Annotated in this window: 15 protein-coding genes and 1 tRNA gene; 10 read left to right on the forward strand and 6 right to left on the reverse strand. The window is 33.3% G+C overall.

The window, feature by feature from the left end; all coding sequences use genetic code 11:
* Positions 1-17 precede the first annotated feature (17 nt).
* Positions 18-944 carry a tRNA (adenosine(37)-N6)-dimethylallyltransferase MiaA gene (gene miaA, locus AC4AGG_RS05930; protein WP_489771072.1) on the reverse strand — a complete coding sequence of 309 codons (927 nt, stop codon included), beginning with the start codon at positions 942-944 and terminating at the stop codon, positions 18-20.
* Positions 945-987: 43 nt separating this feature from the next.
* Between miaA and AC4AGG_RS05935 the strand changes: the two genes are divergently transcribed.
* The 10 genes from AC4AGG_RS05935 to AC4AGG_RS05980 all read left to right on the forward strand — a co-directional run bounded on the left by AC4AGG_RS05935 (position 988) and on the right by AC4AGG_RS05980 (position 8,323).
* Positions 988-1,845, forward strand: a complete 858-nt coding sequence (locus AC4AGG_RS05935) for a YicC/YloC family endoribonuclease (RefSeq protein WP_489771073.1) — start codon at positions 988-990, stop codon at positions 1,843-1,845.
* Between the two features lie 69 nt (positions 1,846-1,914).
* Complete coding sequence (gene gmk, locus AC4AGG_RS05940) at positions 1,915-2,478, forward strand: guanylate kinase (RefSeq protein WP_489771074.1); 564 nt, start codon at positions 1,915-1,917, stop codon at positions 2,476-2,478.
* A gap of 256 nt (positions 2,479-2,734) precedes the next feature.
* Positions 2,735-3,751 (forward strand): quinolinate synthase NadA, encoded by a 1,017-nt coding sequence (nadA, locus tag AC4AGG_RS05945; protein WP_489771075.1) that lies wholly within the window; start codon positions 2,735-2,737, stop codon positions 3,749-3,751.
* Positions 3,752-3,795: 44 nt separating this feature from the next.
* Positions 3,796-4,506, forward strand: a complete 711-nt coding sequence (locus AC4AGG_RS05950) for a potassium channel family protein (RefSeq protein WP_489771076.1) — start codon at positions 3,796-3,798, stop codon at positions 4,504-4,506.
* 29 nt (positions 4,507-4,535) lie between these two features.
* Positions 4,536-5,321: a glycine-rich domain-containing protein gene (locus AC4AGG_RS05955; RefSeq protein WP_489771077.1), complete on the forward strand. Its 786-nt coding sequence runs from the start codon at positions 4,536-4,538 to the stop codon at positions 5,319-5,321.
* A gap of 61 nt (positions 5,322-5,382) precedes the next feature.
* The gene (locus tag AC4AGG_RS05960) at positions 5,383-5,952 is read left to right on the forward strand and encodes a hypothetical protein (protein WP_489771078.1); all 570 of its coding nucleotides are present in this window, start codon (positions 5,383-5,385) and stop codon (positions 5,950-5,952) included.
* 15 nt (positions 5,953-5,967) lie between these two features.
* Entirely contained in the window at positions 5,968-6,330 is a 363-nt protein-coding gene (gene folB, locus AC4AGG_RS05965) for a dihydroneopterin aldolase (protein WP_489771079.1), read from the forward strand.
* 11 nt (positions 6,331-6,341) lie between these two features.
* Positions 6,342-7,697, forward strand: coding sequence for a DUF4403 family protein (locus AC4AGG_RS05970; protein ID WP_489771080.1), 1,356 nt, complete (start codon positions 6,342-6,344; stop codon positions 7,695-7,697).
* A 3-nt stretch (positions 7,698-7,700) separates the two neighbouring features.
* Complete coding sequence (locus AC4AGG_RS05975; protein WP_489771081.1) at positions 7,701-8,207, forward strand: RDD family protein; 507 nt, start codon at positions 7,701-7,703, stop codon at positions 8,205-8,207.
* A 45-nt stretch (positions 8,208-8,252) separates the two neighbouring features.
* A tRNA-Cys gene (locus AC4AGG_RS05980) sits at positions 8,253-8,323 on the forward strand.
* A gap of 148 nt (positions 8,324-8,471) precedes the next feature.
* Here the strand turns inward: AC4AGG_RS05980 and AC4AGG_RS05985 are convergent.
* The 5 genes from AC4AGG_RS05985 to AC4AGG_RS06005 all read right to left on the reverse strand — a co-directional run.
* On the reverse strand, positions 8,472-9,056 hold the full coding sequence (locus AC4AGG_RS05985; RefSeq protein WP_489771082.1) for a hypothetical protein: 585 nt from the start codon (positions 9,054-9,056) through the stop codon (positions 8,472-8,474).
* Between the two features lie 188 nt (positions 9,057-9,244).
* The gene (locus tag AC4AGG_RS05990) at positions 9,245-10,618 is read right to left on the reverse strand and encodes a hypothetical protein (protein WP_489771083.1); all 1,374 of its coding nucleotides are present in this window, start codon (positions 10,616-10,618) and stop codon (positions 9,245-9,247) included.
* Between the two features lie 33 nt (positions 10,619-10,651).
* On the reverse strand, positions 10,652-11,086 hold the full coding sequence (locus AC4AGG_RS05995; RefSeq protein ID WP_489771084.1) for a hypothetical protein: 435 nt from the start codon (positions 11,084-11,086) through the stop codon (positions 10,652-10,654).
* A gap of 4 nt (positions 11,087-11,090) precedes the next feature.
* Complete coding sequence (locus AC4AGG_RS06000; RefSeq protein WP_489771085.1) at positions 11,091-11,375, reverse strand: helix-turn-helix domain-containing protein; 285 nt, start codon at positions 11,373-11,375, stop codon at positions 11,091-11,093.
* Between the two features lie 114 nt (positions 11,376-11,489).
* The coding region (locus AC4AGG_RS06005; RefSeq protein ID WP_489771086.1) for a hypothetical protein at positions 11,490-12,764 on the reverse strand (1,275 nt) is incomplete at its 5' end.

Here is a 12,764-nt window from a genome sequence, read left to right on the forward strand (position 1 = left end):
AAAAAATTGTTACACTGTTACATTGATTGATTGTTATATTTATCTTGCAAAGATAAGGATTCTTGTAGAGGATTTTCGTAGTTGACCCAACTAATATTTTCCTCTTTTCGGTACCAAGTTAATTGTCGTTTCGCAAAACGTCTGGAATTTTTCTTAATTTCTGATACCGCAAATTCCAAATCCCACTCTCCATCCAGATAACGAAATAATTCCGTGTAACCTACCGTTTTTAAAGGAGTTAAATCCAAATAATTGTCCTTGTAATTCTCGCGTAGCATCTTCACCTCATCAAGAAGTCCTGCATTCATCATAACATCTACTCGTCTATTAATTCTCTCGTAAATGATTTCTCGCGGAGCTTCGATTCCTATTCTGAAGACTTGGAAATCACGCTTATTTTTAGGAGTTGAAATTAATTCGGTATAGGTTTTCCCAGTTTGCCAAATCACATCTATCGCTCGCAATAATCTTCGAAGATTCTCCAAATCTACATTACCATAATACTCGGGGTCCAATTCTTTCAATATTTCCTGCAATTTCTCAAGACCTTCTTCATTCCAAATTTGCTCTAATTTTTTCAGATGTCCTTCGTTTGCTTCAGGCAAATCATGGAGACCTTCAATCACGGCTTTTTCATACATCATGCTTCCTCCAACCATGATGACAACGTCATGATCTTGAAATAAAAAATTCAACTTTTCCAAAGCATCAATTTCGAACTGACCAATCGAATAATAGTCGTTAATAGAGAGATTTCCAATAAAGTGATGGGGAGCTTGAGACATCTCTTCTTCTGTGGGAGCAGCCGTTCCAATTTTCATTTCTTTGAAAAACTGTCGAGAATCACAAGAGATAATTTCGGCCTTATAAAACCTCGCTAAGTCTATTGCCAATCGGGTTTTCCCGATTCCTGTTGTACCGACGATAGAAATTAATGTTTTCACATTGCGAAGATAAATGTTTATCTTTGTATTACAATAAAGTACTATGATACAATCGATGACGGGCTTCGGAAGAAGTGAGGGAGTTTTTAACGGAAAAAAAATCAGTATTGACCTTAAGTCACTCAATAGCAAAAGCTTTGACTTGAGCATTAGAATCCCAGTTCGTTACAAGGAGAAAGAATTTGACATCAGAAAACAACTTAATGACAGCCTTTTTCGAGGAAAAATAGATTGCTACATCAACTGCGAAGTAATTGATGGCAACAACGAAGTCAAAATCAACCGAGAATTAGTCAAAGCCTATATCGAAGAATTAAGACTAATTGCAGATGACGCTCCTGATTTCGAATACCTCAAAATGGCCGTAAGAATGCCAGAAGCCATCTCTAATAACCAGAATGAATTGGATGAAGAAGAATGGAATTTTCTTAAACAAATTCTTACTGAAGCGATTCAGAATTTCTTGAATTTCCGAACAACTGAAGGTCAGATTTTAAAACTCGAATTAGAGAAAAATCTTGCCAATATCGAAGAACGCCTTCAGGAAGTTTCCAAGTATGAAGATGAAAGAATCAGCACCCTCAAAGAACGCTACGAAAACGCTTTGAAAGATTTCGAAAGTATTGATGAAACAAGATATTATCAGGAGGTTACTTATTATGTAGAAAAACTGGATGTTTCCGAAGAAAAAGTTCGTTTGGCTCAACATATCAAATATTATTTGGACGTGATGCAAAAAGAGGACATCAATGGAAAAAAATTAGGCTTCATTGCTCAAGAAATTGGTCGAGAAATTAATACCCTTGGTTCCAAAGCCAATCACACCGAAATCCAAAAATTGGTTGTCGAAATGAAGGACAACTTGGAAAAAATAAAAGAACAAACCCTGAATGTACTTTAGAATAGCCAAGGAAAAAGTAAAAAATAGAAAGAGGCAAAAGAATCATTCATCAACCATCAATTAGCATTCATGAATAAGGTCATCATCTTCTCTGCTCCTTCTGGAAGCGGAAAAACGACATTAGTCAAACATATTTTAGAACATTTTTCACAATTGGCATTTTCGATTTCATGTACTACGAGAAGTCCTCGCGGAACGGAACAAAACGGAGTCGATTATTATTTTCTTTCGGTAGAAGAATTCAAATCCAAAATAGAAGAAAACGCCTTCGTAGAGTACGAAGAAGTCTATCATGACAAATTCTACGGAACCCTAAAATCCGAAGTGGAAAGAATTTGGGAATCTGGGAAAACGGTCATTTTTGATGTTGATGTCAAAGGCGGAATTGCCCTCAAAAAATATTTTGCAGAACAAGCCTTATCCATTTTCATCAAACCTCCTTCCGTAGAGGAATTGGAACGAAGATTGATTGGAAGAAATACCGATGACTTAGAAACCATTAAAACCCGAGTCCAAAAAGCAGAATACGAATTGACTTTCGAAAAGGATTTTGATAAAGTCGTCATCAACGATGATTTGGAAAAATCGAAAAAAGAAACCGAAGATTTGGTGACCAGTTTTTTAGAATCTTAATTTCCAAAAAACTTGATTGAACTTAGGCTATTAAAACAGCGACGAAAGTAAATCCCTTAAGAATATATAAGTTTTTAAAATCTTTGATTTTCAACTTAAGTGAACTTGAGAATTTATATTTTTATTAAGCTAAAGTGTCTTGCTTTTCAGCCTTATAAAATAATTAAATCACAAGAAAGGTAATTAACTGCTTCGAAATATTAAAAATGATAAATTCAAAAAAATATTTATCTTTAAAATTCAAAATTTTAGCAAAATGAACGAAACACTACGTAACGCCAAAGCCAACCTTCCTGTCAAGGGATTTTTAGATATCAAAGACCTTATCATTCCAGAAGGTGAAGAATTGGTACAAGCCATTTTGGATCTCAAAAAAGAAAAAAATGCTGTGATTTTGGCGCATTATTACCAACCAGCTGCCATTCAGGATATTGCGGATTTTCTTGGTGATTCTTTGCAATTAGCAAGAGCTGCGAAGGAAACAGATGCTGATATGATTGCTTTTTGTGGAGTTCATTTTATGGCGGAAGCCGCTAAAATTTTAAATCCTGAAAAAAAGGTAGTACTTCCAGACACTCAAGCGGGATGTTCCCTTGCAGATGGTTGTAGTGGAGAAGGTTTGAGAGCGATGCGCGAAAAGCATCCTGATGCCCTGATTGCTACTTACATCAACTGTAATGCAGAAACAAAAGCGGAAAGTGATATTATCGTAACGAGCTCTAATGCGGAAACGATTATTAATGCACTTCCAGAAGACCGACCAATCATTTTTGCTCCTGACAAAAATTTGGGAAGATATTTGGAGAAAAAAACGGGTCGCAATATGATTTTGTGGAACGGAAGCTGCATCGTTCACGAAGCTTTCTCCATGGAAAGAATTGCAAAACAATTAGCTGAAAATCCAGATGCAAAATTAATAGCACACCCAGAAAGCGAAACGCCAGTTTTGGATTTGGCTCATTTTATAGGTTCGACTTCTGCCCTTCTTAACTATGTTGAAAAAGATGAGTGTCAAAAATTTATCGTGGCAACAGAAGAAGGAATTCTTCATGAAATGAAAAAACGTGCACCAGGAAAAGAACTGATTCCGGCATTGGTTTTTGATGACAGTTGCAATTGCAGCGAATGTTTCTTCATGAAAAGAAATACTTTGGAAAAACTCTATCTCTGCATGAAATACGAACTTCCTGAAATCACCATGGACGAAGAACTTCGTCTAAAAGCACTGAAGCCTATTGAAGCAATGCTCGACCTGAGCAAGAGCATCAAGTAAAGCATCAAAAGTGGTGATAAAGTTCAAGATTTAGCTTTCATTAGATGAGTACTTTTTTTAGGAAATTGGTTCTAGGTAGACCCGAAATAGATTCGAGGCCAACTAAAGGTGCAATTGCAAAAAGAGTCGATAACATCAAGGCTATATGGAACAACGAACAACACAATGACATCGGTATAGAAAAGCTTTTGAGGCTTTTTCTTGCTGTGACCCAATTTTTATTTTTAGGGACATATATCAAAGAAATCTCTGGAAGAAAAGGTATTGCTTATCAAGATTTGTCGGTTGATATATTTGTTCTTTTCAAGATTACATTCCCATTTTGCTTATTGTACTTTGGTTTACAGAACAACAATATCTTGTTTTATCTCATGTTGTGGTTGATGTTAGAAACCATGTTGTATGTTCCGACTTTAATATTTGCCTCAGATATTTTTTCAAGACCGCGCTCCTATCGGCGTTCAATGTTGTTATTATTTCTCAATTATATTGAAATCATTTTTTGCTTTGGCGTCATCTACTCAAGAGGAAGTTATATGTGCAAAGAGTTTCAACATTGGTTTGACCCTATCTATTTCAGCTTTGTAACATCAGCAACGATTGGATATGGTGATTTTTTTCCAGTAACAACTATGGGAAAATTTCTTGTTAGTTTGCAATCTGTAGTTTTCCTAATTTTCGTGGTACTTTTTCTCAATTTCTTCTCCAACAAAGTAGAAAGTAAGGGATATTTTGACAACGAAAACAAATTATAATTAAATTTGCCAAAAAAACACTGAGGCATATGCTAAATGATGAAAAAGTTTGGGATAAAGTTCTGAACTATGAATTCGAAAAAAGCCCACAAGAATACGGTTTCATAACCAGACTTGCCTTTGAAAATCAATGGACCGAAGATTTCACCTCAAAAGCCGTCCTGCAATATAAGAAATTCATGTATCTCATTTCAACCAATGAAGAAATGTTTTCTCCATGTGAAATCGTCGATATTGTGTGGCACCAACATCTCATTTATTCCGACTCTTACCAAGAATTCTGCAGTATTTTGGGAAAGGAAATAAAGCACTTGCCTTCTACGCACAATGAGGAAGAAGAGAAAGTTTTCAAAAAAGCATTTCAATTAACAGAACAAAAATACAAAGAGACTTTCGGCAGCGAGAACTGGTATCTCTGGCAAATAAGAAAAGACACCGACCTATTACAGCTACATCGTGAATCTTTGGATAATGGTAATTTTGTTTTCTATGCTTTTGGCTCCTTAATATTGCTCACGATATTATTCACCACCATTGGAAAGCCAATATTTTTAGCTATTGAAAATCCTTATTTTTTATTGATCATTATTATATTTTTTTTGCTTGCTCTTCATTTTTTCAAAATTTGGATGAGAACTTATTTTGACCAAATTTTACAAAAACCAACTCATAGCCCGGCTAAATATCTTAATAGTCTTGAAGTAATTACCATTAAAGAAAACAAAATCCGACCTGTTATCTATATTGTTTTACAAGATCTAGTCAATCAGAACCAAATTCTGATTAAAAAAAAAGAATGTAACGATTATTCATAAACGAATTTCGAAAAACCCATTGGAAAAAGCTATTAGGAATAGCATGCAAAAAGTCAATCCAATGGATTACTACACTTTACTAGGAGACCTCCTAAAGAAAAAAACTTTCTTGGTGTATGCCCAATCAACAAACAAACTAATTAACACTTTAAAAACAAGTAAAGAATTTCAAAATGCGACAATTTACAGCTATGCATTCTTTATTTTTTTTGGCGCAATACTTTTAAGTCGCCTTTCACTTGGGATTGGCCGAGATAGACCTATTTTTCTACTTTGTATTACAATTTTTATCTTTACTTTGTACACGTTGTATTTTATTAAAACAAAATCAATCACATACCTCAAAAAATCAGTTATTAACCTATCAAAGAAACAAAAATCAATCAAAGCAGAAGAAGACATGGAAACTGTTGATGATTTAGGCTGGCAATTTCTTGCTTTGGGTTCATCAGTGCTAGTCGCAGATCTTCTCATGCCTGAAACCAAAACGTTCTCTACTTGGTCCGATTCGACATCGACTTCCGTATCATCTTGCGGTGGTTCTTCTTGTTCGAGTAGTTCTTCCAGCGGTGATTCTGGAGGAAGCTCTTGTGGAAGTTCTTGTGGTGGTTGTGGCAGTGGTGGTGACTAAAAAATAGAAAGAAAAATGAAATCAAAAATATTTTTAGAAGACATAAAAATTTACGCTTATCATGGAGTACTTCCCGAGGAAAATATCATCGGAACCTATTATCTTGTCAACGCAGAGTTACACGCTGATATTTGGAAAGCTTCAGAAACTGACAATATAATGGATTCGGTTTCCTATGCTGATATCAACGATATTATACAGCAAGAAATGGAAATTAAGTCCCAACTTTTGGAACATGTTGTAGGTAGAATTATTAATAAAATCCATCTCAGATTTCCACAAATTTCCTTCATAAAAATTAAACTCACAAAGACCAATCCTCCGATGAAAGGGGAATGTAATGGTGCAAGTGTAGAGTTCGAGAAAAGTTATATTTAAAAGAAGTTGCTTTGAAATACATTGTTCTTTTCATACTGCTTTTCGCTACCAAAGTATTCTCTCAGAACACTTTGGCGACTTATGATTTTCCAAAAATTAAATCCACCATTTCTATTCCAGTCAGGATTCCGTTGGATGAAGTCAGCAAAGTGGTTAATAATTCTGTTGGAAATTTAATCTACGAGGACAATTCATACTTGGATAACAACGAGGACCAATTCAAAGTTAAAGTTTGGAAACTTCGCCCTATTCGCCTTACAGGAGGAAACAAACAAAATATCATCATTGAAGTTCCTCTTAAAGTTTGGGCAGAAAAAGGAGTTGGTAAATTTGGGGTTTATACATATCAAAATACAACTTTCGAAACCGTAATGTATTTCAGCACTAGCTTAATTCTGAAAAACAACTGGACCATCGAAACCAAAACACAGACATCAGGATTTCAATGGATTACAAAACCTGTTTTGGATTACGGAGCTATTAAAATTCCCATCACCAAACTTGTTGAAGAAAATCTAACTAAGCAGCAAGCTGATTTTTGCAAAGTGATCGATGCCGAGATGGCAAAGCAACTCAACTTTCAACAAATGGCTGTCACTGCTTGGAATCTCTTTTATGAGCCAACCGAAGTTTCTCAAGAATACCACACTTGGTTGAAGATTACACCCACCCAAGTTAATATGTCGCCTTTGGCATTCTACAAAGATGCAATTGACACCACATTAGGGATTGATGTTTTTTCCGAGACTTTCACTGGTGAAAGGCCAGCCAACTCGCCCATTATCAAAACTGTACCTTACCTTAACTTTGTGGCTTCTGTACCAAAGGATTTTGAATTAAAAACTACTGCAAATATCCCATACCAAGAAGCAACTAAATTAGCAGAACAACAATTTCTCAATAAGGAATTTGATTTCAAAGAAGGAAAATCAAAAGTAAAAATAACCGCAATCAAAGTTTACAGAGATAATGACAGAATTATGATTGAGGCTACAACAGAAGGAGCTGTTGATGGAATTTCTTACATTTCTGGTATCCCTACTTACGATGGACTCAAGAGAAAAATAGTCTTGACCAACTCCAAATATAAATTGAAAACCAAAAATATCTTGCAAAAAACCGCTACACTACTTTTCCAAAACAAAATTGTCAATATGATTGAAGAAGAGTATGGAATACCTACTCAAGAAATGGAGGACAATGCCAGAATAAGTACCGAAGAATCATTCAATAAAAATTATCATCCATCCATGGAGATGAAGGGAAAAGTGAGCAATTTACAACCCGAGAAAATATTGGTTTCCGACAGAGGAATCACTGCAATCATCAATATGAAAGCCAATCTTACAATAAAATTTAAAAATTAAACAATGAAATATCTTAAAATTGTTGATCAAAACAGAGCATCTAAAGGATTAAGATTACTTAATTATATTATCGATTACATAATTGTTTATGTGTTATTTTTTGCTTTTGGACTAGTTGCCGCATTAATCTATTCATCTACAGGCGACGCTACACTTTTCAATTTTGCAACCAATTTAGAATCCGAGAAGGCAATTGATATCCTTCTAACAGCTTCAGTCTATTTTTTAGTTACCTTCACTTTGGAAACCCTAACAAAAGGGAGAAGTCTTGGCAAGGTCATCACTGGAACTCGAGTTATAAGTCTTGACGGAACAGTACCTACAACCTATCAATATTTTTTAAGGAATATTTCCAGACTTGTACCTTTCGACGGACTATCTTTTTTAGGTGAAAACGGTTGGCACGACAACTGGAGCGATACAAGGGTCATTAATATTAAAAAATACGAAGAAGCAAAAAACGTACAATCTGATTTCAATAATTTAGGAAAAAAAGAAATTAATCAATAGAAATTTTTCATTAATCCAAAATTTATTATATTTGCAAACCCAAATGGTACTTTGGCCGAGCGGCTAGGCAGTGGTCTGCAACACCATCTACAGCGGTTCGAATCCGCTAGGTACCTCAATATAAAACCCTAATTCATTAATAATAAATGTTTTAGGGTTTTTTGTTTCTGAAAAATTCCAACCAAATTCCAACGAGTTGAAAAAAGTATCAAAAATGATGGTTATTTCTTTCGTTTTTTATAGGACATATTTGACTTATTTTTTTCAAAGTAAAAACGACATTGTATATTCGTCAATATCAATTTTATTTCTTTCAATAACTTTCGCCCAAAGTTTTGTGAACTTCTTTGTCGGTTTGCCTTTGTAGTATTTTTTGAAATGTTTATTATCCAACTCATCTGTACTTTTGTCAAACATTACTCCAAATTTCTTTTCCCAAAACCTCATCTTTTTACTTTGGTTCTGTTTACTGTAATTCAGGCCAAATGCAGTACGATGGTAAAAATAACCGCCGTAAGTGTGCAATTTTCGGCAGACTTTCCCAGTCTTAGGACATAAAAAAAACCATAACACACTGTTACCGATATTTGACCGTCTTGTTATTAGTCTCACATCATATTTGATATTTTCATTATCATTCAATACATAATTTAGGGTTATCACTCCTCTATTCTCGGTAGTTCTGACACAAATACTGATACTGTTCTGAATATTACTAACTTTATTAGTCCAAGTTACTGAACCCGATAACCAATGATTAGGTTTTAGATAACCGTGTTCTTTGAGAAAACCAATTGATAATTCTCTAAGATTATCTAATTCGGGTAGATATGTTCCGTGTCTTCCCATATTTTTAATTTATTGTAGTTTACTATCTCACATTAGAATAACCTAAATTATTAAGGAACTTTTTAATAATCTTACCCGCACGTATGGACTCTAAAAACTTGGGGTTTCATTCTTTTTTATGGACTGTAAAAAATCGGTTATTCACTTAGTTGTTCATAAGTTTGGCAACTTTCTATTATTTAGAATTATTACAAACAATCATCATCAAATAACCCTAACTGATTTAGGTTTCCTTTTCTTTCCCTTGAATATTTCAAATTATTATATCGGTTTCGGATATTGTGAGCCACGATTTTATAAAGTTCGGTTTTGGGTTGTCCTTTGCAGTTTTGTGACCAAAATTTTTGTAATACCTCATCATAAATTTTAGGTTCTTTATTTTCATAGAATTTCAATCCCGAATAACATAAAAATTTACTCCCTTTTTTCTGCATTGAAATATCAATTCCAGTAACCAAACAAACCCTCTTTTTTTCGTCTTCATTATCATCTATTTTTAGAGTAATATTTTGATGAGGTGGTGCATTTTCACACTTTAACAGTTGGAAAGATGTTTTATCAAAATATGGTTTTCCTTTATTGGTGGGGTTTCTCTGTGGGGAATTTGCACCACTTGACAACGAAAACAATTTGTCTAAAATCAACACTTTTATTTGGTGGTGCAAGTTGTTTTTTGTGTCTAAAATCTTATGATATTTTTCCTTATCTCGTCCAAACTTATTACGATATTTTGTCTGTATCATTTCACTCCAAAAATCAAAGGTTTGTGAATTTTGGATAAATTGTACCTCATCGGATTTTAAACTATTCAAATCGTGTTCTAAATTGATGAGTAGTATTTGTTCCCATTCGTTAAGTAGTTCCTGTGAAAATAGATTGTAAGTTTCCAACTCCAATAAATCTTTAGCCGTAACTGTGTCCTTTTTCAAAATTCTTTTTGTCGGTCGGGATTTTTTATGTTTTATTTCAAATCGAAACGTATTGGGATTAATTCCGTATTCGGGAACACCTGCGAATTGTAAACCTTTTGCGTATGCCTTCAAAGTCTTTTCTTTGGATGTGTCAGTTTTTTTGAAGTATGGAAAATCTCCAATTTTGAAAGGTGTTTTTTTATAGAAATATAAACCATTGATGAGGTTTTTAATATCGGTTTCGGGAATGATATTAATTCCAAATTCAATATTGCAAACATTCAGCTCGTTGTATTCGTGTAGTTCTATTCCTAGATAAGTAAGAATATCAATAACCGTTTTTATACCGTTTGACGGCGTGAAATCGTTACCATTATGTAAGTAGTTGTTAAAATGATAATGCGGACTAATGGATAGGTCTGCATATTCATATCCATTAAATTGACCTTTATAAAATTCCTTGCTAAATTCAAATCTCAGTTTAGCACCAATCATTTTATGATTAAAACGAGCTACTTTATTGTTTTTTGTGTTAGTGGGTACGAAGTCAGAATGCAGTAATAATTTACTTATTACCGTTTTGTTTTTGGTTCTAAACTTCGTATTATCCAGCATTATTTTTCTATCTTTGTTTAATGTAATGGTTGCCACTATTACATATTTTGAACAATTAGGGAGCGGTTTTTAATCGTTCCCTTTTTTGTTCAAATCTTTTATCATTCTTTGTATGATTTCTTTAACAATCCTTTGTCGGTCGGTTGCATTGAATGGATAGAATTGCGGACAAATACGAATGTAGATGGTTTCCCAATTTTCGGGAATGTATGCAACAAAAAAAGATTTTTTATTCTTTATTGGTAAATCTGCATAATAGAAACCCTTTGGAGCTTCGGGGCGAAGTCCTGTAATGGTGCATTTGCTCCAGTTGGTTGTATCTCGGATTTTCAAAAGATTATCCGCTCCAGTTGTGGAATTGTAGCCGTTGTTTTTCTCGGTTCTTATCAGCTCGGAAAATGCAATCTTTTCGTAAGTAGATAATTTGTATTGTCTGAATGATTTTTTAACCTCATCGAGCTGGTAAACCATTCCATAATGATCGGGTGTGTAAGTGGTTGCCATAGTCTTAACTCAATTTATTTTGGTTAATAATTTGCTCCACTTCATTACGTTTGAAGTACACACGGTTTTGCATTCCGTAACTCGGAATTATCTTATCTTTTCTCCATCTGTGAAGTGTGGAAAGGTCGATTTTAAGAAGTTCGCAGACTTCGTTGCGTGTAAGATATTCCGTAGGCTGTTTGGGTTGGAACTGTAAAGAAAGTTTTTCTGAAAGTTCGGGAATCAAAGAATTTTTTAATTCTGTGATGAGGTCGGTCGGATTTGTTCCGATGAATTGAATTGAATCCATTTGCAATAATTTTAAAATGATATTGCAAAGGTGGAATGTTGAAACACGTTTCTGTTATCCTGAACAGTATCCGTATTATCCTAAAAAATAAATAACCATCTAATAATCAGATAGTTATTTTTCGTTAAATTGTTTCAAAGTAGGCAACTTTAAAAGGTTAGTTTTTTCATCTGAAAGTCTATTTTCAGTAAATAGTGTCTTAGTTAAATATTCTTCACTTGGTTGCTCTTCTAAATCTTCAAAATAAAAATGCTCTAAAATTAGACGTGCTGTATTTGTTGGACTTAACTTTCCATTTCTTTTTTTTGGTTCTATTAGACCTTTTTCAATAAGTTGGGTAAACAAAAAACCAATTGCCTGAACATTGGTAAGTTTTGAATGAATTTTGTTTGGTTCTTTTTTAGTTTTATGAGACTCATCAGTAGAATTAAATTCTAATTTAAAGATTTCATTTAAAATAAAACGATTTATTTTGTCTATAATTAAATCTATATCACTAGTGACTTTGATAATATTTTCTCTGATAAACAATGGTCTCGCAACATCTATATCAGCATACCCTTTTTCTTTCAAATATATAGAAAGTTTTTCTTGGTATTTTGTATCAATGAAATCTTGAAAATTTTCATCATCAAAATATTTCTCTAAATTTCTTTGTACCTCTTTGTCATAATAATCGTAAATATCTTTTTCAGTTAGAAAATTCAGATACTGAATTGATAAACTTTTTAAATAATCTTTGAAATTCAAGTCCCTGTTTTTTTCTCGCAGTTCTACGAAATCGATAATATATTGTCTTTCAAATTCTTTTAAATCCAAATAAATTGGAACTTCCATATTTTCAACAAGAAACCTATTAGTTGTTTTTATATAACTTTCATCTGTCTTTATTTTTTTCTCCTCATTAATAGACAGAAAGTTGCAAATTTTTGGAACAGAATATTTAAAATTTATATACTCTGATTCTTTAAAAAACAAATCTTCATAAAAAGTATTAAATAGAAAAAAATGTTTTAAATATTGGTGCCTTTTATCAGTAATTACTGCGTTATTTTTTTTAGTTCTTATGTTACAAACTTCCCAAAAATCCAGTACATCGGCATCTTCTGAAATTTCTATCATATCACCATCGAAATTGGTGTAACCAGTGGAATATAAATAATCAATAAGTTTCTTTCTCATAAATTCCTTATATTCAATCATTGACAAATAAAAATATTCAGGATAATCTTCAGGTATCCAATTTGATTCAATTTCTTCAATAAATTGTGTTTTTGAGTTGTCTAAAAAATAAGAATAGATTTCCAACAACTCACTTTTATAGTTGCTCTCATCTGCATCAGTATAATTTTCCAACCATTTTTTTAAATCATCATCATAATTATTTTT

It is taken from the genome of Chryseobacterium sp. CG10_8 (genome assembly GCF_058117085.1).

Coding starts and splice junctions, on each gene's coding strand:
- AC4AGG_RS05975 (WP_489771081.1), top strand. CDS start 7,701: ATGAAATATCTTAAAATTGTTGATCAAAACAGAGCATCTAAAGGATTA.
- AC4AGG_RS05955 (WP_489771077.1), top strand. CDS start 4,536: ATGCTAAATGATGAAAAAGTTTGGGATAAAGTTCTGAACTATGAATTC.
- AC4AGG_RS06000 (WP_489771085.1), bottom strand. CDS start 11,375: ATGGATTCAATTCAATTCATCGGAACAAATCCGACCGACCTCATCACA.
- AC4AGG_RS05950 (WP_489771076.1), top strand. CDS start 3,796: ATGAGTACTTTTTTTAGGAAATTGGTTCTAGGTAGACCCGAAATAGAT.
- AC4AGG_RS05960 (WP_489771078.1), top strand. CDS start 5,383: ATGGATTACTACACTTTACTAGGAGACCTCCTAAAGAAAAAAACTTTC.
- nadA (WP_489771075.1), top strand. CDS start 2,735: ATGAACGAAACACTACGTAACGCCAAAGCCAACCTTCCTGTCAAGGGA.
- AC4AGG_RS05935 (WP_489771073.1), top strand. CDS start 988: ATGATACAATCGATGACGGGCTTCGGAAGAAGTGAGGGAGTTTTTAAC.
- AC4AGG_RS05995 (WP_489771084.1), bottom strand. CDS start 11,086: ATGGCAACCACTTACACACCCGATCATTATGGAATGGTTTACCAGCTC.
- gmk (WP_489771074.1), top strand. CDS start 1,915: ATGAATAAGGTCATCATCTTCTCTGCTCCTTCTGGAAGCGGAAAAACG.
- AC4AGG_RS05985 (WP_489771082.1), bottom strand. CDS start 9,056: ATGGGAAGACACGGAACATATCTACCCGAATTAGATAATCTTAGAGAA.
- folB (WP_489771079.1), top strand. CDS start 5,968: ATGAAATCAAAAATATTTTTAGAAGACATAAAAATTTACGCTTATCAT.